This window comes from Vreelandella boliviensis LC1, from assembly GCF_000236035.1.
GTDB lineage: Bacteria > Pseudomonadota > Gammaproteobacteria > Pseudomonadales > Halomonadaceae > Vreelandella > Vreelandella boliviensis.
The window spans coordinates 181911-199988 of record NZ_JH393260.1 but is presented as its reverse complement, the minus strand read 5'-3'; the positions used below and the strand labels follow the sequence as shown (position 1 = coordinate 199988).

The following is an 18078-nucleotide window of genomic DNA, read 5'->3' as shown; positions in this document are numbered from 1 at the left end:
CTATCTAAAACCGTTCTTAGCTATCGAACGGGTTACGCAGCACAATGGTTTCCATGCGGTCTGGGCCGGTGGAAATAATATCGATACTGGCGCCCACCTGCTTTTCCAGATAGCTGATGTAAGCGCGGGCATTAGCAGGTAAATCTTCAACTCGCTTGGCGCCCAGCGTTGACTCTTTCCAGCCAGGTAAGTCCTCATAAAGCGGCTCAACCGCTTCGAAGCCCTCAGAGTCCACCGGGTTATCCAATACATCGCCGTCTTTACTGCGATAGCCAACGCATACACGAATATTTTCTAGTCCGTCTAACACGTCAAGCTTGGTTAAGCAGATACCCGATACCGAGTTAATCTGCACCGCATGGCGCAGCGCGACGGCATCAAACCAACCGCAGCGACGCGCCCGGCCAGTCGTAGCGCCAAACTCATGACCGCGCTCGGCCAGGTGACGACCGTCAACGTCGAACAGCTCAGTGGGGAACGGGCCTGAACCCACCCGCGTTGTGTAAGCCTTGGTAATCCCCAGCACGTAATCTAAATACAGCGGACCGACGCCAGAACCCGTCGCAACACCTCCTGCCGTGGTGTTGGAGCTGGTGACGTAGGGATAAGTACCGTGGTCAATATCCAGCAGCGAGCCTTGAGCGCCTTCAAACAGGATATTCTCACCGGCCTTGCGCAGGTCGTGCACCATGCTGACGGTATCGCACACCATGGGGCGCAGCTCTTCAGCCATCTGCATGGCCGTGTCGAGTACTTCCTGGAAGTCGACCGCCGGTTCGCCGTGGTAATTAACCAGTACAAAGTTGTGGTAGTCGAGCACTTCACCCAGCTTGGAGGCAAAACGCTCGCGATGCAGCATATCGCCTAAGCGAAGGCTACGGCGGGCTACTTTATCTTCGTAGGCGGGCCCAATGCCGCGGCCAGTGGTGCCAATTTTAGCGATGCCACGAGCCTTCTCACGGGCCTGATCCAGGCGCACATGGTAAGGCAGAATAAGCGGGCAGGCCGGCGACAGACGCAGACGTTCGCGTACCGGCACGCCTTTGGCTTCCAGTTCACGGATCTCTTTGATTAGCGCTTCCGGGGAAAGCACCACACCATTACCAATCACGCACTTTGTGCCTGGGCGAAGAACACCTGAAGGAATCAGGTGGAGGACGGTCTTCTCACCATCGATGACCAGCGTATGACCGGCATTGTGGCCACCTTGGAAGCGCACCACGGCAGATGCTGACTCTGTTAGCAGATCAACGATCTTACCTTTGCCCTCGTCACCCCATTGGGTGCCCAGCACTACGACATTCTTACCCATTATGATGCACTCGTCTCTTGTGTCAGGGCCGTTGGCTGCCAACGACCATCGATAAGCTCAAGACGGCGGTCACACTCATGCTCCGCCGGCCCAGTACGCTGCCCTGGCAGCGCTTGAATCACGCGTTCCCCCTGCTCACGCAGCGCGACAACGGCAGCGTTAAGCGACTCATCCTGCGTAGCGGGTGCCCAAATTGCCCCACGACTTGGGGACGCCAGCGCCAGTGACGCTAGTTGCTTCAGATCCATCGAGAAGCCGGTGGCCGGACGCGCACGGCCAAAGGCCCGACCCGTATCATCATAACGCCCGCCTTTAGCCAGCGCATGCCCATAGCCCGGCACATAGGCAGCAAACATCATGCCCGTGTGGTATTGATAGCCGCGCAGCTCCGCCAAGTCAAAGTAGAGCGACACGTCAAAACGTGCCAGCACCCCTTGATAAAGAGCATCCAACTGATCCAGTGCCGCAGTGACCGAGGCTGGCGCGCCAGCAAAGCGCTCCCGCGCCTGGCGTAAAATATCCGCGCCGCCGTGCAACTCACCCAGGGCTAACAGCATGTCCGCTAATGCCGGGTCGCTGACACTGGCGTCTACAAGCTGCGCTAACTGACTAGGTGATTTCAGCGCTAACGCTTCAAATAGCGCACTCTCTTGCTCGTTACTGAGCGCTGCAGCTTCGACAAGGCTGCGGTAAATACCGATATGCCCAAGCGCTAGGTGAATCTCTTCAGCACCCGCGGCTTTCATACTGGCCAGGGCCAAATGAATAATTTCACTGTCTGCTTCAAGCCCAGCATGACCAAATAGCTCAGCGCCCACCTGCACCGGGCTACGGCCACCCTGATGCTGGTCTGCCTTAGCACGTAAAACATTAGTGCAGTAGCACAGACGCACCGGCCCCTGACGCTTTAGCGAGTGGGCATCCATACGTGCGACTTGCGGCGTAACGTCAGCCGAGGCGCCCATCATGCGCCCCGTTAATTGGTCGGTCAGTTTGAAGGTCTGAAGATCCAGGTCCGTGCCGGTCCCCGTTAGCAGCGAGTCCAGAAACTCCACTGGCGGCGGCATGACCTGATCATAACCCCAGCAGTGGTAAAGATCGAGCAGCGCACGGCGCAGCTCTTCCATACGGCTTGCCTGAGGCGGAAGCACCTCATCCATGCCGTCGGGCAGTAGCCAGCGGTCAGCAATGGTCATGTGAACAATCCTGCAAGACGATGAAGGCCCAACAAATTCAATCAGTAACGTAGCATGGTCATGGGCGACATTAGCGTTAAACGAGGGCCACAAAAAAACCGGGCGACGCCCGGTTAATAAATTCTATCACGTTTATGGGCCGGGTGAACCCCGCTTGGCTGACAGCCAACCAAGACGAGGAGCACCGGCCAACGGCGGTTTACTCGCCGTTGTCTTCACCGCTTACCGGGTCAGCGCTGCGCAAATAGCGGAAGAAATCGCTACTCGGTTCCAGCACCATCAGGTTGCCATCATCAGCAAAACTTTCGCTGTAGGCATTCAGGCTACGCCAGAAAGAGAAGAACTCCTGATCCTGACCATACGCTTCAGAGAAGATCGCAGCGGCCTGGGCATCACCTTCACCGCGCAGTGTCTCGGAACGCTCATTGGCCTGGGCAAGCAGTACCTGGCGACGGCGATCCGCGTTGGCGCGAATACGCTCGGCCTCTTCCTGACCCTGAGCACGCCATTCGCGAGCTTCACGCTCACGCTCGGAACGCATCCGCTCAAAAACAGCTGCCGAGACATCTTCTGGCAAGTCGATGCGCTTAATGCGGATATCACGAATGGCCACACCGAGCTCTTCACGCATTAGTGAGTCAAGCTCTTCGGTAGGACCGATCATGAGGTCATCACGCCGTTCGGCAATAATTTCCTGAAGGTTCAAGCGGCCAAATTCATTACGCAGGCTCTCATCCACCCGCGGCTGAATAAGGCGAATAGCCATCAGTTCATCACCCGCCGTCGCCTCGTAGTAGCGTGTAGGATTAACTACCTGCCACTTAACATAGGAGTCGACGATAACCGCTTTCTGCTCAAGCGTCAGGTAACGGCTGGTATCGGTATCTAGCGTTAGCAAACGCGTATCAAACTTACGGATCGTTTGCGCGATCGGCACTTTTGCGTGCAAGCCAGGCTGAATATTCTCTTCGATGACTTCACCAAAACGCAGTTTAACGGCGCGTTCGGTTTCGTCTACCACGTACAGAGTGTTGCTCGCCAGCCACGCAACGGCAGCCAGACCACCAACAATTAGCAGGGATCGATTATTAATCATTTACCGGCCCTCCCTGCGGATGGAGCTACTGTTAGTATTGGATGAAGAGCTAGAGCCGCTTTGAGTGTTGCGCAAACGCTCAAGTACGTTGGGATCTAACTGCTCATCGCTGCTATTAGCGCTACCGCTAGTTGATGCACGACCTTGACTGCCACTCCTGCCACTCATTTGATCCAGCGGCAAGTACATCAACGGGGCGTTTTCGCTTACATCCAGCAGCACCTTCGGCGTTTTACCGAACACCTCTTCCATCGTGTCTAGGTACATACGCTCGCGCATGATGTCCGGTGCATTGCTGTACTCGGTCAATAGCGAGTTAAAGCGGTTGGCTTGACCTTGCGCTTCAGCGACTACCGATTCACGGTAACCCTGGCCTTGCTCAACAATACGCTGTGCCTGACCTTGCGCTTCAGGAATAATCGCGTTGGCGTAAGCAATACCTTGGTTGATCGTACGCTGGCGATCTTCACGGGCACGGATAACGTCATCGAAGGCGTCAATCACTGGCGCGGGCGCCGAAGTGGACTCAATGTTGATGGTCTGTAGACGAATACCGGCACCATAGTTGTCGAGATAAGACTGCAGACGACTAGCGACCGAGCTACCCAGAATCTCACGACCCGAGGTAAGGATATCAATCATATCGGTACCGCCGACTACGTGACGTAGTGCCGAATCCAGGGCGTTCTCAATAGAGATAGCAGGATCACGTACGTTGAGTACGAAATCGCGTGGATTAGCCACTTGGTACTGGGCTGAAATTTCCACTTCGACAATGTTTTCGTCACGAGTCAACATCGACTGTGTCTGCGAAAGCGAGCGCACACGGGTCACGTTAACCATGCGTACATCGTCAATTAACGGCGGATTCCACTGAAGACCGGGATTGACGATGTCTTGGTATTCGCCAAAGCGGAGCACAACACCACGCTCGGATTGATCCACCAAGTAGAAGCCCATAGCGGCCCAGACCGCCAGCGCAACAATAACCAGCAGGCCTGGCAGTGCAAATGGGTTGCGGTTCTTATCACCACCACCACCGCCAGTTTTCTTGCCACCGCCTTTCTTGCCGCCACCCAACATACTGTTGAGCTTATCCTGAAACTTTTTCAGCGCTTCATCTAGGTCAGGAGGGCCTTGGTTGTTACCCCCTTTATTGCCACCGCCGTTACCATTATTGTTGTCGCCGCCATTATTACTGCCACGGTTTCCACCACCGTCATTTCCACCGCGTCGGCCGCCGCTACTCCAAGGGTCGTGCTGGTTGCCACCACCAGGCTCATTCCAGGCCATACTTCTTCTCCACTAAGGGTATTCGCTCACGCATCCAGCTTCGTCAATCAACGAAGCGCTGGCGTTTTGATATTGTTGCTATGTAAATCTTGTACCGTTTTTATACAAAACTAGATACCGACAGCGTACTAGACATTAAACGGTGAGGCTACCAATCTTCAGTTTCCTGCAACGCTGCAGGCAGATAAGTATTGGCACGCTCGCCTAACTGAGCCATTAGCTGGTTAAAATCGCGCCGCGGCAAACGCACATCCAGTACAGAATGCCCCTGTTCATCAAAGGCTTCCTCGCGAACGGCATTCAACTCATGAAGGCCAGCGCGCAGCTTACCTTGCTCTGGAGTGAGTGTCAGCGAAAAGCCAATGACATCGTTAGCTAAGCGCTCAGTCAGCGCTTCATGTAACAGCTCAAGACCCTGCCCCTGCTGGGCCGAGAGCCAAACGACTTCGGGTACACCATGGCCATCTCGCTCTATGCGCGGGGCGCTATCGAGCTTATCAATTTTATTCATGACTTTGAGTACCGGCACGTCATCAGCGCCGATCTCTTTAAGCACTAGCTCCACCTGCTCCACGTTTAACTCGCGGTCAGGGTCTGCTGCATCAATCACGTGTACCAGCAGCGACGCTTCCGAGGCTTCTTGAAGCGTCGCTTGGAAGGCCTCCACTAACTTGTGCGGCAAGTGGCGAATAAAGCCCACGGTATCTGCCATCACTATGGCGCCTACGTCTTCAATCTCTAGGCGTCGTAGAGTGGGGTCAAGTGTCGCAAACAACTGGTCGGCTGCATACACCTCGGAATTGGTTAAGGCGTTAAATAGCGTCGACTTGCCGGCGTTGGTGTACCCCACTAGCGATACGCTATGAATTTCAGCGCGAGCACGAGCGCGGCGATTCTGGTCACGCTGGCTGCGTACTTTATCAAGTCGCTTGTGAATCGATTTAATGCGCCCGCGCAGCAGGCGACGGTCAGTTTCAAGCTGCGTCTCACCTGGGCCGCGCAGGCCAATCCCGCCTTTTTGGCGCTCAAGGTGTGTCCACCCGCGCACTAGGCGAGTCGACATATATTCAAGCTGAGCAAGCTCTACTTGCAGCTTACCTTCATGGGTTCGTGCCCGTTGCGCAAAGATATCGAGAATAAGGCCGGTACGGTCAAGCACTCGGCATTTGAGTTCTTGCTCAACATTGCGCTCTTGAGAGGGACTTAAGCTGTGGTTGAAGATCACCAGCTCTGCCTCGTGAGCCGCGAGCAGTGCTCGCAGCTCTTCCAACTTACCTGACCCGATAAAGGTGCGCGAGTCAGGTCGGTGGCGGCTAGCAGTGAGTAGAGTCGCAGGCTCTGCACCAGCAGAGCGTACGAGCTCTAAAAACTCACCCGGGTCTTCACGTTTTTGTTCATCATGAAAATCGACGTGAACAAGAACTGCCGTTTCACCGGCGTCTGGGCGTTCGAAAAACAATCAATACCTCGTGGACTCTCTTGCTTCTTCAGCGGTGTTAAATCTCCGCATCCTGCTCTGCCGGGTCTTGCGCAGGCAAGCGTACGTTACGAGATGGAACAACCGTAGAAATAGCGTGTTTATAAACCATCTGGCTGACGGTATTGCGTAACAGGATAACAAACTGGTCAAACGATTCGATCTGGCCCTGCAGCTTAATGCCGTTGACCAAAAAGATAGAGACCGGAATGCGCTCCTTGCGCAGAATGTTCAAGTACGGGTCTTGAAGGGACTGCCCTTTGGACATGTTGCTCTCCCTAAAACTGTCGTTGGGGTTAATTATCAAATGGCGTGCCCTACTGGTGCTACGCCGCACTATTATTTACTGCCCGAAAGGCCAAGTGATGCCCGAAGAGCCTAGTGGTACTCGAAAGGCTCAATCACTCTGCCAATCGAAAACACACGTTTACTAAATTACTATCTTAAAGGACTATCTTACGCTAAGCACCGCTTTCACGCACGAGTTTCAGCACCTGATCCAGCGCGTCCGAACGCTGTGAATCAACCCAATTAAGCTCTGGCCAACTTCTTAACCAGGTTAACTGACGCTTGGCTAGCTGACGAGTTGCGATCACGCCTCGCTCAACGAGAGAGGCATAATCGTAATCACCTTCTAAGTGCTCCCACACTTGGCGATAACCCACACTCTTCATCGCCGGCAGGCCTAAATGTAAGTCATTACGCTTTTTGAGGGCAGCGACTTCATTTATCAAGCCCTCACCCAACATTACTTCGAAACGCTGAGCAATACGCTGATGCAGCAGGCCGCGATCCCTAGGTGCCAAAGCTATCGACAGCACCCGCCAGGGAAAGGTTTCCGGCTGCTGCTCCGCCCACAGCTCACTCATCGGCCGACCGCTGGCGTAGTACACTTCCAGCGCGCGCATTACGCGCTGCGGGTCATTTGGATGAATGCGCTGCGCAGATACCGCATCCACCTCTGCCAGGCGTTGATGTAGCGACAATAGCCCTTCGCTCTGCCACTGCGCTTCAAGCTGTTGGCGAATCGTCGGGTCGGCAGAGGGCAAGTTTGCCACCCCTTCAACCAGCCGCTTATAGTAGAGCATGGTACCGCCGACCAAGAGCGGAACCCTGCCCGCCGCGCTGATTTGTCGCATTAGTGAAATCGCATCCACACGAAAATCGGCGGCCGAATAGGGCTCTGCGGGATCGCGGATATCGATCAAGTGGTGGGGCGCTCGGGTTAACTCAGCTGCGCTGGGCTTGGCACTGCCAATATCCATGCCGCGATACACCATCGCCGAGTCAACGCTAATCAGCTCGTGCCCCAGGCGCTCGTGCAGCGCCATCGCCGCATCGGTTTTCCCGGCAGCCGTCGGGCCCATCAAAAATATCGCCCAGGGGCGGGTATCAGCCATGCTCGGTTCCATTAGGTAAGAAAATGGTGAGTTCTGATTGCCCGGCTGTCCACCTCGTAGCCATTGTCCAGGTAGCTATTTTCAAAGTAGCTATTGCCCACACAGCTATTGTCCTCGCAAGAAGAGCCGATCAAGGGCTTTCAGGCCCATCTGGGTCCAGGTGGGACGGCCGTGATTGCATTGATCGCTGCGCTCGGTGCGCTCCATGTCGCGCAGTAGCGCGTTCATTTCGTCGATAGTGAGCCGCCGGTTGGCACGCACGCTGCCATGGCAAGCCATGGTAGAGAGTAGTTCATGCAATCGCGCCTCGACTTGATGGGTACGCCCATAGCGCGCCAGCTCTTCCAGCATCTGACGGACCAACGCCTCGGGATCAGCCTGAGCAAGTAAAGCGGGCAATTGGCGCACAAGCAGCGTCTCTGGCCCGGCGACATCAAGCTCAATACCTAGCTTGGCAATCGCCGCTTGCTCGCTCTCTGCCGTGGCCACTTCGGCCCGGCTAGCGGCAATCGAGACGGGCACTAGCAACGGCTGGGCATCCAACCCTTTGGCGGCGGCCAGCTGTGTCTTCATGCGTTCATAGACGATTCGCTCATGGGCGGCATGCATATCCACCAGCACCAATCCCTCAGCGTTCTGAGCCAGAATATAAATACCGTGCAACTGCCCCAGTGCAAACCCAAGCGGTGGTGGCGCAGTGGGGTCATTATCGGGCATTGCCAGGGGCGCTTCACGTACCTCACTACCTCGCTCACTGGGAGCGCTCGGCTGCGGCGTTAACAGCGTCTCTTCGTGATTGGGGTGGAGCGCCTGATAACCCTGCATAAAGCGGCGCACACGCTCTGCACCAGGGTGACGATCCGGCGAGTGGGTCAGTGCGATCCCCTGCTGCTGCCAACGGGGCTGTTCAGCGTTCGCTTCTGAAGCCTCGCCCTGTGCCGATGCGCCGGGCGTATCAGCCACCTCAGCATCCTCCTCTCCAGGGCTTTCGGCAGGTTTAGCAGACGCCAGAGAGTGATGGAGGCTCGAATAGAGAAAATCGTGCACCATACGGCCATCACGAAAGCGTACTTCGTGCTTGGTGGGGTGAACGTTAACGTCGACCACGTCTGGATCAAGCTCCAGATAGAGCACAAACACCGGATGACGGCCGTTAAAGAGTACATCGCGATAGGCTTGGCGCACCGCATGGGCGACCAAGCGATCACGCACTACGCGCCCATTGACAAAAAAGTACTGCTGGTCGGCCTGGGAGCGGGAGTGGGTGGGCAGTCCCACCCAGCCGCTTAGCCGCAAGCCGCCCGCTTCGCGCTCGATATAGCGGGCGTGCTCGATAAAATTCTTGCCCAGCAACGAGGCAATGCGCCGCTCCCGGGCCGCCGCAGAATGACCGGCGGGCAATTGATGAATGACTTTTTGGTTATGGCGCAATACCCAGGCGATATCGTAACGTGATAGCGCTTGGCGGCGAAACGCCTCTTCCACATGGGCAAATTCAGTTTTTTCAGTGCGCAGAAACTTGCGCCGAGCGGGGGTATTAAAAAATAGATCACGCACGCCGACACTAGTACCACGAGGATGTGGTGCGGGTGTCACCCGTGCATCCATTCCCCGCCCTTCCGCGACCACCCGCCAGCCATGGCGGGGATCCTCTTCGGCATTGGAGATCAGCTCGAGCCGTGAGACGGAGCTAATTGATGCCAGCGCTTCACCACGGAAGCCTAGCGAACTAACGCCCTCTAAGTCCTCCAGGCTGCCAATCTTACTGGTGGCATGACGGGCCAGTGCCAGCGGCAAATCTTCTTCGCCAATGCCGATACCATCATCACGCACCTTAATCAGCCGCGCGCCGCCCTGTTCAATCTCCACCTCAATGCGCTGGCTGCCTGCATCGATAGCGTTTTCAATCAGCTCTTTGGTTACTGATGAGGGTCGTTCAACCACCTCCCCGGCGGCAATCTGGTTGGCCAACCGTGGGTCGAGTACATGAATACGTGGCGCGGTAGCGGTCATATCAGTCAATACGACACCTCATGAACGGGGAATATGTAACACTTGGCCAACACGGATCACATCACCATTCAAGTCATTAGCCTGCCTCAATTGATTAACCGGCACGCCGTGACGTACAGCAATCGCGGACAGGGTATCCCCCGACTGAATGCGGTACTCATTACCCGAAGGCCGACGCTGATTATCACGCTGCCAGGCCAGTAGGCTGGCTGGTGGCGGGTAGCGTTCGAAATGCTCGCGCATGCCACTGAAAATAGCCTGAGAAAGCCCCGATTGATGCACAGGGTCGCGCAGACGACGCTCTTCGTCAGGGTTGGAAATAAAACCAACCTCAATCAGCAGCGAGGGTATATCGGGGGATTTCAGCACCATAAACCCAGCCTGCTCGACGCGAGACTTATGCAGCCGATTAACCCGCCCTAGCTGCTCTAACACCTGTCCACCGATAGACAGCGAATCGTTTAAGGTGGCGGTCATGGTCAAGTCCAGCAGCACACCGCGCAGCACCTGATCTTTATCGCGCAACGAGAGGTTGCCATCGACACCACCGATCAGGTCGGAGCGGTTCTCGCTATCCGCCAGCCACTGGGCGGTTTCCGAGGTGGCGCCGCGTTGCGATAGTGCATACACCGAACTGCCCTGAGGGCGTGGGCTGGTAAAGGCATCGGCGTGTATGGAAACAAAGAAGTCCGCCTTCTGTTCACGGGCCAGTGCGGTGCGCTGTCGAAGCCCCAGGTAGTAGTCGCCATCCCGCACCAATACAGCCTTGAAGCCTTCGGTGCCATTCACTTGCGCTGCAAAGCGCCGGGCAATTTCCAGCACCACGTCTTTCTCGCGCGTACCCGCAGGGCCAATGGCACCAGGGTCTTCCCCACCGTGACCTGCATCGACGGCAATAATAATGTCTCTGCGCGGATGCGGCCTAGCCTCCTGCACTGCAACCGGTGCTGCGTCGCTAGGCGGCACTACGCTGCTCGGCAGCTGGCCCTGAGTAGATGCCCGCTGGGCCTGAATTTCCTGATCCCGAATCATCGCCTCAATGGGGTCGATCGGATTCTCAACGGCGCTTTCACCGGGATACTCAAGATCGACGACCAGCCGGTGACCGTATTGGTCGTTAGGTGTCAGGGTAAAATGGCGCGGTTCTATTTCTCTATTGAGCTCAAGCACTACCCGCAAACCACCACCTTCTCGCGTGCCGGTGCGCACCGAGGTAATCGCACTGTCGTGCAAAGGCAGCGTGCTCGGGTCGGTGTCCATTTGAGTGTCATCTAAATCAATTACCAACCGCGCAGGGTTCTCTAGTGAAAACACGTTGGCATTCGTGGCAGTGGACAGATCAAATACCAGCCGGGCATGATCCGGCGCCGCCCAAAGACGCATACTTTCCACGCTGGACGCTTGAACATTCACCGCCGCCAGGGCAAAAAAACTGGCGGCTAATAAACAATATACTCGTGCCGCTAAGCCCTTCATTTCCATTGAATCACACCGTTCTCCAGCTGGTCGGAACGTACCTTACTTACATCAATCACCTTACTGTCATCACTTACCTTACTCTGTAACAATGCCAATATACGCTCGCCTTGAACACTGCCCGCTGCCAATGAGACCAAACGCCCTGCGTCAGCCACTTCTAAAATTAGGCGAAGGTCAGGCGCTGGCAACCACCCTTCACCGCGGCTGGGCCACTCAACAATACTGAGGGCATCGTCGGCTAGTACGTCACGCCCTCCAATAAACTCAAGCTCCTCAGGTTCCGCTAAGCGGTACAGATCTAGATGATAAATCCGCTGGGAGCCTAGTTCGTAAGGCTCTACCAAGGTATAGGTGGGGCTTTTAACCGCTCCTTGATGGCCGTAAGCCCGCAGGATGCCACGAGTTAAGGTGGTTTTACCTGCACCTAGCTCCCCCTCTAGATATACGAGCCCGCGTCCTTGCAACACCTTCCCGAGTGCTTCGCCAAAGGCGACCTGGGCTTCTTCGTTGTCTAATTGCACCTGCATGTGGGCTGCCTTCACGGATTAATCAATTTTCGCGCATAGGATGCCAGATCGCTGGCCAGCAGGCCACGCTCGCCTTCTTGCTCTGCCGCGCGATCGGCCGCCAACGCATGCACCATGGCGCCCAGCCAGGCGCTAAATTCTACGTCGCCACGCTGAGCAATCAACGCCCCCAGCATGCCGCTGAGCACATCGCCCATCCCGCCGCTGGCCATGCCCGGGTTACCGTAAGGGCACACTACCAAGCCACTGGGGCCAGCGATTAAACTGCCCGCGCCTTTTAGAATTACCACGCCGCCTCTAGCGCGTTGCAGTGCCTGGGCAGCGGCAGGCCGATCCGCCTGAATATCTGCCACCTCACAGCCCAGCAGTCGCGCGGCTTCACCGGGATGTGGGGTCAATATCCAGTTATCGCGGCGGACATCCGGCCATTGGCTCGCCAACAGGTTAAGCCCATCAGCATCCACCACCAGCGGCGCATCTGACTGAAGCGCACTCTGTAGCATCGCCTGCCCCCAGGCAGCCTTACCAAGCCCCGGCCCCACCACCACAACGTCAGCGTTATTAGGCAGTTCAGCGGCCTCAGCGCCACCGCGTACGCCATGGGCCATCACTTCCGGGCAACGTACCAAGCTGGCAGTGATGTGCTCTGGAGCCGTCGCCAAGCTTACTTTACCCGCCCCCAAGCGCGCCGCGGCCTGGCAGGCCAGCAGCGCTGCACCACCGAAACCGGGGGCGCCGCCCATCACCAGCACGTGGCCCATGTCACCTTTGTGGTTGGTGCGCAGGCGTGGCGCAAAGGCATTTGCCAGCAGTGAATCATCCAGACGCCAAGCCGTGGGGGGAATGTCAAAATAGGCCTGGGCTTTGACGCCCATGGGGCGAAAATCGATCTCGCCGGTATAGGCCGGAGCATCCCCTGTATGCAAACCGACCTTATCGCCTATAAAGGTCACCGTGCAGGCGGCTTTAACGGCAAGACCCGGCACAGCACCGGTGTCAGCGACCAACCCTGAGGGAATATCAATCGCCAGTACCGGCCGGTGCGCGGCATTGATCATTTCGATAGCACGCTTGAAGTGTCCCTGTACTTCACCAGTCAATCCGGTACCCAACAGCGCATCGACAATCACTTCACCAGTGAACTCAATTCCGGGATGCCACTGCTCACAGCCCACCCCCGCGGATGTTGCCAACTCTGCTGCACGGGCCGCATCACCGCTTAGCTCGACAAGGGGCTTCAGCGTAATGCGCTGTACTTTAAGGCCAGATTGCATGGCCAGCGCTGCTAGCACGTGGCCATCGCCACCGTTATTACCACTCCCACACAGCACGGATATGCTACGCGCTTGGGGCCAGCGAGAGCGGAAACTGTGCCAGGCACTTGAAGCAGCACGCTGCATCAACGCAAAACCTTCAATGCCACCGGCAATAGTGCGACGATCTAGTTCCCGCACCTGAGTGGCTTTATATAGAGGGCGTAGCATGGAAGTATTCGGGATCGTCACGATCGCTCCTTTGGCATGTTTTGATGGCTAGCGATGCGTTAGCATAGCGCGCCTGACGCCTTACTGTTGATTGACTACCTATTTGACTGACTTGTTTAAATAACCATGCCAAATTCCACTGTCTTTGCACGTTCTGATGATGCAATGACTGATCAGAAGCTTGCTCACCTTGCCGACCTAATTAAAACCTGGGGGCGAGAGTTGGGCTTTCAGCAAGTGGGCATCACCGATACTGAATTGTCGGTTCATGAAGCCCACCTCGACACGTGGCTGGAAAACGGCTACCACGGCGAAATGGGCTTTATGGCCAAGCATGGCACCAAGCGCACCCGCCCTGGGGAGCTTGAGCCCGGCACGCAGCGCATTATCAGCGTGCGCATGGACTACCTTCCCGCTGAGGTGGAGAGCACCAAGGTCCTCGGCCAACCCAGCCGCGCCTATGTATCGCGCTACGCCTTAGGGCGTGATTATCACAAGCTAATACGCAAACGGTTAGCCCTGTTAGCAAAAAAAATTGAGCAGGAAGTCGGAGACTTTGGTTACCGCGCATTTGTAGATTCAGCGCCGGTGATGGAGCGCGCTCTAGCCCAAAAAGCGGGCCTTGGCTGGTTTGGCAAAAACGCTATGCTGCTCAACCCCAAAGCGGGTTCGCTGTTTTTTCTTGGCGAACTGTATACCGATCTACCTCTCCCCATTGACGCACCGTTTGAACACGAACACTGCGGTAGCTGCAGCGCTTGCCGCACCGCCTGCCCTACCGGCGCCATCGTCGACGATAAAGTGGTCGACTCCCGCAAGTGCATTTCTTATCTCACCATCGAACTGCACGGTGCGATCCCGGTTGAGTTTCGCCGCGCCATGGGCAACCGTATTTACGGCTGCGACGACTGCCAACTGGTATGCCCGTTCACCCGCTTTACCCGCATTACCCAGGAAGATGACTTTGCACCGCGCCATGACCTAGATCGCGCATCACTTATCAGCCTATTTTGCTGGGGCGAAGCGGAGTTTCTAGATAAAACCGCCGGCAGTCCCATTAGGCGCATTGGCTACCAGCGCTGGCTGCGTAATATCGCCATTGGCCTGGGTAACGCCCCCTGGAGCGAGGCTGTGGAAGCCGCACTATGGGCGCGCAGAGCCTACCCCAGCACACTGGTGCGTGAACACGTCGCCTGGGCGCTTGATGAGCAGCGCCTCAAGCGTGATAAGCGAATTGCTACCGACATCCTCTCTTCTTAGCTTCTATTCTTCTTAGCTACTTTTCTTCCTAGCTACTTTTCTTCTTAGCTACTCTTCTTCATCGCTGCTCTGGTCAACACGCAAAAAAGTACTGCGGTAGTGGGCCAGCTCAGCAATCGACTCTTTAATATCGTCCATGGCCAAGTGTACATTCTGCTTACTAAAGCCCGCCAGCGCGCCTGGGTTCCAGCGTTTGGCCACCTCTTTTATGCTAGACACATCAAGATTGCGGTAATGGAAAAAATTAAGCAGCGCAGGCATCTCTCGCTCCAGAAAACGCCGATCCTGGTGGATACTGTTGCCACACATCGGTGACGAACCTGCCACCGCGTACTGCTGTAGAAACGCCAGGGTTTGCTGCTCGGCTTCGGCGGTTTCTACCTGGCTGGCTTTGACCCGTGCGACTAAGCCCGACTCGCCGTGGGTCTTCTGATTCCATTCATCCATCTGCGCCAGCAGGCTATCCGGCTGTTTCACCGCAATCACCGGCCCTTCCGCGACCACATTCAAATCCGCATCAGTAATGAGTGTGGCGACCTCAATGATGCGCTCTTTATTAGGGTCTAGACCGGTCATCTCTAGATCAATCCAAACCAGCAGATCATCCCGTGGTGCCATTTGATCTTTCGCCGCACCCGTCGCTTCGTTGCTCATTAGCGTTCTTCCTTAGCCTAAATAACGATTAACATCATGCAAGTGTGCCTTAAATAAGCCCGCCAAGCAGCTATACAAGCAAGCGTAGCGACTAGATCAATACAATGACACCTTTGCTAGGTACAATGACCGCTATTGTAACGATCATCAGGTGGTCATGAGCAAACGTAAATTAAGTCGCCAGCAGCAGTGGCGCGTCGATAAAGTCCAGTCGGAACGTGCCCAGCGCGCGGAAAAACGCGATGTGCAGGACGCTGAAAAACTTGCCGCAGGCGAATATGGCGCCGAACAGCCGGGCCGTGTCGTTGCTCACTTTGGACGCACCCTAGAGGTGCGCAACAGTGATAATGAACCGGTGCGCTGCCACTTGCGCGCCAATCTGGATGGTTTGGTTACCGGCGACCGGGTGATATGGCGCGCAGGGCAAGAAGGCTCAGGCGTGGTGGTGGCCCGGGAAGAGCGCGATAGCGTACTAAAACGCCCTGACGCTCGCGGCCTGCTCAAACCGGTGGCCGCCAATATTGATCAGTTGTTAATTGTGTTTGCGGTGGAACCCGCGCCCCACGCCAACCTCATTGACCGCTACCTGGTCGCCGCCGAAGCCACTGGTATAGCACCAGTGCTGGTGCTCAACAAAACCGATCTACTACCGGAAGATGGTGGCGAGCTAGGTAAACTACTGGAGCGCTATCGCGATTTGGGCTACCCCGTAGTGCGCACCACCACCGCCACCGAAACCGGGCTAGATGAGCTGCGCAGCCAGCTTGAAGGCCGCACGTCGGTGTTTGTCGGTCAAAGCGGCGTTGGTAAGTCATCGCTAATCGACTTGCTGCTACCCGATGAGACCTTGCGCATTGGCGCGCTTTCGGAAGACTCCCGCAAAGGTACTCACACCACCACCACAGCACGCCTCTATACCATGAGCCGCGCTGAAGTGGCCGACGGCGATCTCATCGACTCACCAGGTATTCGCGAGTTTGGCTTGGTGCACCTCAACGAGCAGGAAGTCACCGACGGCTTTATTGAGTTTCACGACTATATTGGGCACTGCCGTTTCCGTGACTGCCGCCACCGTAATGAACCAGGCTGTGCTTTACTCGCAGCGGTCGATGCAGGCAAGATTCATCCAGCACGCTTTACCAGCTATCGGCGCATTCTCGATAGTTTGGATAGCTAGGATTTACAGGAGTGAGCCATGAGCACCGAAAGCCAATCGTCGGAATCCAACCTGCTGCCGCTGATCGTTGAACCCGAACAGCTGCAGGAACATTTGGATGATCCACAGCTGCTGATTATCGATGTGCCGGTCAACGGCGAAAGCTATCGCCAAGGCCATGTGCCTGGCGCTCTTTTCCTCGATTTTCGCTATTTGATGCGCGGTGATGGGCCGGTACCCAGCGACGTTCCCAGCGTAGAGGCGCTATCAAGGCTGTTCAGTGCCCTTGGCCTGACCCGCGATACTCACGTGGTAGCTTACGACGACGAAGGAGGCGGCTGGGCGGCGCGGTTACTGTGGACGCTAGACCTGATCGGCCACACTCGCTACTCCTATTTGAACGGCGGCATACACGCTTGGCGCGATATGGGCCTTGAAGAGAGCAGCGAACCGACCGCTCCCACCCCCAGCGAATACCATGCTGAGATTCTCAATCCCAACACCCTGATCACTTTTGAAGAGATCAAAGAGAAGCTCGACGATAGGCAGTTCGCGGTATGGGATGCGCGCTCCAAAGGCGAGTATGACGGCGAACGCGGTAACAACAAGCACCTAGGCCACATTCCTGGCGCGGTCAATATGGATTGGCTGCAGGCCATGGATCGCCAGCGTGCGCTGCGCATTCGCGATTACGCCGAGCTAATCACCGAACTGGGCGCACTGGGCCTGACCCCGGAAATGGAAATCGCCACCCACTGCCAGAGCCACCACCGCAGCAGCTTTACCTGGCTGGTCGGCAAGGCGTTGGGCTTTAATGTGCGCGGCTACGCAGGCTCCTGGGGCGAATGGGGCAACCGCGACGACACACCGATCGAGAAGTGAAAATATTACTGTGACTCTTTCCCAAAAAGCCTTTTCGCTACTCCAATACCCGCTGCCTCACCACGCGCTCTCGCGCCTGACAGGCAAGTTCGCCCAGTGTGATAACCCCTGGGTGAAAAACACCCTGATCAAGGCATTTATCAAACGCTTTGATGTGGATATGAGCCAAGCGTTGGAACCTGACCCTACCGCTTACGCCACCTTTAACGACTTTTTCACCCGCGCACTAAAAGCCGATGCGCGCCCACTGGGCGATGGCATCCTAAGCCCCGCCGATGGCACGCTTTCCCAATACGGACGCCTACAGGCCGGACAGTTGGTGCAGGCAAAAGGCCACACCTACTCCGCCCAAACCCTGCTGGGCGGCGATACGGCTTTGGCAGAAGAGTTTCTCGGCGGCAGTTTTGCCACCGTGTACCTCTCGCCGCGGGACTACCACCGGGTGCATATGCCGGAAACCGGCACTCTGCGCGAGATGATCTACGTGCCCGGGCGGCTCTTCTCGGTCAACCAAGCCACCGCTAACTACGTGCCGGGCCTGTTCGCCCGCAACGAGCGTTTAGTATGTATCTTTGATACTGAACACGGCCCAATGGCGATGACTTTGGTCGGCGCGATGATTGTTGCTGCTATCGAGACTGTCTGGTCAGGGCAGGTAACGCCACTGGCGGGCCAGCCGCAACGCATGCAGTTTGGCCAACCCATTACGTTAGAAAAAGGCGCAGAGATGGGTCGCTTCAAGCTCGGCTCTACCGTGGTGATGTGCTTTGCCAAACCCGTTAGATTTGAAGAGCATCCCCCTGCGAAGATGGTCAGCATGGGAGAGTCGTTAGCTACTTTCTAGTTAAT

At 56.3% G+C, this 18078-nt stretch carries 16 protein-coding genes; 4 read left to right on the top strand and 12 right to left on the bottom strand.

Annotation, left to right across the window (positions count from 1 at the left end; translation table 11 throughout):
* Window positions 1–16 precede the first annotated feature (16 nt).
* The 11 genes from KUC_RS17850 to KUC_RS17800 form a co-directional block, all read right to left on the bottom strand.
* Window positions 17–1312: an adenylosuccinate synthase gene (locus tag KUC_RS17850; RefSeq protein WP_007114654.1), complete on the bottom strand. Its 1296-nt coding sequence runs from the start codon at window positions 1310–1312 to the stop codon at window positions 17–19.
* Window positions 1312–2508: an ATP phosphoribosyltransferase regulatory subunit gene (locus KUC_RS17845; protein ID WP_007114653.1), complete on the bottom strand. Its 1197-nt coding sequence runs from the start codon at window positions 2506–2508 to the stop codon at window positions 1312–1314. Before KUC_RS17845 ends, KUC_RS17850 begins: the two co-directional genes overlap by 1 nt.
* Window positions 2509–2707: 199 nt before the next feature.
* Entirely contained in the window at window positions 2708–3604 is an 897-nt protein-coding gene (hflC, locus tag KUC_RS17840) for a protease modulator HflC (protein ID WP_007114652.1), read from the bottom strand.
* The gene (gene hflK, locus KUC_RS17835) at window positions 3605–4897 is read right to left on the bottom strand and encodes an FtsH protease activity modulator HflK (RefSeq protein WP_007114651.1); all 1293 of its coding nucleotides are present in this window, start codon (window positions 4895–4897) and stop codon (window positions 3605–3607) included.
* A gap of 148 nt (window positions 4898–5045) precedes the next feature.
* A complete protein-coding gene (gene hflX / locus KUC_RS17830) occupies window positions 5046–6356 on the bottom strand; it encodes a ribosome rescue GTPase HflX (protein WP_007114650.1) in 1311 nt (436 codons plus the stop codon).
* 37 nt (window positions 6357–6393) lie between these two features.
* Window positions 6394–6642 carry an RNA chaperone Hfq gene (hfq, locus tag KUC_RS17825; RefSeq protein ID WP_007114649.1) on the bottom strand — a complete coding sequence of 83 codons (249 nt, stop codon included), beginning with the start codon at window positions 6640–6642 and terminating at the stop codon, window positions 6394–6396.
* 193 nt (window positions 6643–6835) lie between these two features.
* Window positions 6836–7774: a tRNA (adenosine(37)-N6)-dimethylallyltransferase MiaA gene (miaA, locus tag KUC_RS17820; RefSeq protein ID WP_040481546.1), complete on the bottom strand. Its 939-nt coding sequence runs from the start codon at window positions 7772–7774 to the stop codon at window positions 6836–6838.
* A gap of 105 nt (window positions 7775–7879) precedes the next feature.
* Window positions 7880–9787 carry a DNA mismatch repair endonuclease MutL gene (gene mutL / locus KUC_RS17815; protein WP_007114646.1) on the bottom strand — a complete coding sequence of 636 codons (1908 nt, stop codon included), beginning with the start codon at window positions 9785–9787 and terminating at the stop codon, window positions 7880–7882.
* Between the two features lie 18 nt (window positions 9788–9805).
* A complete protein-coding gene (locus KUC_RS17810) occupies window positions 9806–11269 on the bottom strand; it encodes an N-acetylmuramoyl-L-alanine amidase (protein ID WP_007114645.1) in 1464 nt (487 codons plus the stop codon).
* Window positions 11260–11793, bottom strand: a complete 534-nt coding sequence (tsaE, locus tag KUC_RS17805) for a tRNA (adenosine(37)-N6)-threonylcarbamoyltransferase complex ATPase subunit type 1 TsaE (protein WP_007114644.1) — start codon at window positions 11791–11793, stop codon at window positions 11260–11262. Before tsaE ends, KUC_RS17810 begins: the two co-directional genes overlap by 10 nt.
* Before the next feature lie 11 nt (window positions 11794–11804).
* Window positions 11805–13277, bottom strand: a complete 1473-nt coding sequence (locus KUC_RS17800) for a bifunctional ADP-dependent NAD(P)H-hydrate dehydratase/NAD(P)H-hydrate epimerase (protein WP_007114643.1) — start codon at window positions 13275–13277, stop codon at window positions 11805–11807.
* A gap of 165 nt (window positions 13278–13442) precedes the next feature.
* Between KUC_RS17800 and queG the strand changes: the two genes are divergently transcribed.
* A complete protein-coding gene (gene queG / locus KUC_RS17795; protein ID WP_007114642.1) occupies window positions 13443–14537 on the top strand; it encodes a tRNA epoxyqueuosine(34) reductase QueG in 1095 nt (364 codons plus the stop codon).
* A gap of 48 nt (window positions 14538–14585) precedes the next feature.
* Here the strand turns inward: queG and orn are convergent, their stop codons facing one another.
* On the bottom strand, window positions 14586–15191 hold the full coding sequence (gene orn / locus KUC_RS17790) for an oligoribonuclease (protein WP_007114641.1): 606 nt from the start codon (window positions 15189–15191) through the stop codon (window positions 14586–14588).
* Window positions 15192–15348: 157 nt separating this feature from the next.
* Between orn and rsgA the strand changes: the two genes are divergently transcribed.
* Genes rsgA through asd form a run of 3 tightly spaced genes read left to right on the top strand, consistent with a single transcriptional unit; the run spans window position 15349 to window position 18073 of the window.
* A complete protein-coding gene (gene rsgA / locus KUC_RS17785) occupies window positions 15349–16368 on the top strand; it encodes a small ribosomal subunit biogenesis GTPase RsgA (protein WP_040481544.1) in 1020 nt (339 codons plus the stop codon).
* A gap of 18 nt (window positions 16369–16386) precedes the next feature.
* Complete coding sequence (locus tag KUC_RS17780; protein ID WP_007114639.1) at window positions 16387–17229, top strand: sulfurtransferase; 843 nt, start codon at window positions 16387–16389, stop codon at window positions 17227–17229.
* Between the two features lie 10 nt (window positions 17230–17239).
* The gene (gene asd / locus KUC_RS17775) at window positions 17240–18073 is read left to right on the top strand and encodes an archaetidylserine decarboxylase (RefSeq protein ID WP_007114638.1); all 834 of its coding nucleotides are present in this window, start codon (window positions 17240–17242) and stop codon (window positions 18071–18073) included.
* Window positions 18074–18078: the final 5 nt, after the last annotated feature.

Bases quoted from the DNA above. Each gene is read 5' to 3' on its own strand.
- KUC_RS17850 (WP_007114654.1), bottom strand. From the start codon at position 1,312: ATGGGTAAGAATGTCGTAGTGCTGGGCACCCAATGGGGTGACGAGGGC.
- KUC_RS17845 (WP_007114653.1), bottom strand. From the start codon at position 2,508: ATGACCATTGCTGACCGCTGGCTACTGCCCGACGGCATGGATGAGGTG.
- hflC (WP_007114652.1), bottom strand. From the start codon at position 3,604: ATGATTAATAATCGATCCCTGCTAATTGTTGGTGGTCTGGCTGCCGTT.
- hflK (WP_007114651.1), bottom strand. From the start codon at position 4,897: ATGGCCTGGAATGAGCCTGGTGGTGGCAACCAGCACGACCCTTGGAGT.
- hfq (WP_007114649.1), bottom strand. From the start codon at position 6,642: ATGTCCAAAGGGCAGTCCCTTCAAGACCCGTACTTGAACATTCTGCGC.
- miaA (WP_040481546.1), bottom strand. From the start codon at position 7,774: ATGGCTGATACCCGCCCCTGGGCGATATTTTTGATGGGCCCGACGGCT.
- mutL (WP_007114646.1), bottom strand. From the start codon at position 9,787: ATGACCGCTACCGCGCCACGTATTCATGTACTCGACCCACGGTTGGCC.
- KUC_RS17810 (WP_007114645.1), bottom strand. From the start codon at position 11,269: ATGGAAATGAAGGGCTTAGCGGCACGAGTATATTGTTTATTAGCCGCC.
- tsaE (WP_007114644.1), bottom strand. From the start codon at position 11,793: ATGCAGGTGCAATTAGACAACGAAGAAGCCCAGGTCGCCTTTGGCGAA.
- KUC_RS17800 (WP_007114643.1), bottom strand. From the start codon at position 13,277: ATGCTACGCCCTCTATATAAAGCCACTCAGGTGCGGGAACTAGATCGT.
- queG (WP_007114642.1), top strand. From the start codon at position 13,443: ATGACTGATCAGAAGCTTGCTCACCTTGCCGACCTAATTAAAACCTGG.
- orn (WP_007114641.1), bottom strand. From the start codon at position 15,191: ATGAGCAACGAAGCGACGGGTGCGGCGAAAGATCAAATGGCACCACGG.
- rsgA (WP_040481544.1), top strand. From the start codon at position 15,349: ATGAGCAAACGTAAATTAAGTCGCCAGCAGCAGTGGCGCGTCGATAAA.
- KUC_RS17780 (WP_007114639.1), top strand. From the start codon at position 16,387: ATGAGCACCGAAAGCCAATCGTCGGAATCCAACCTGCTGCCGCTGATC.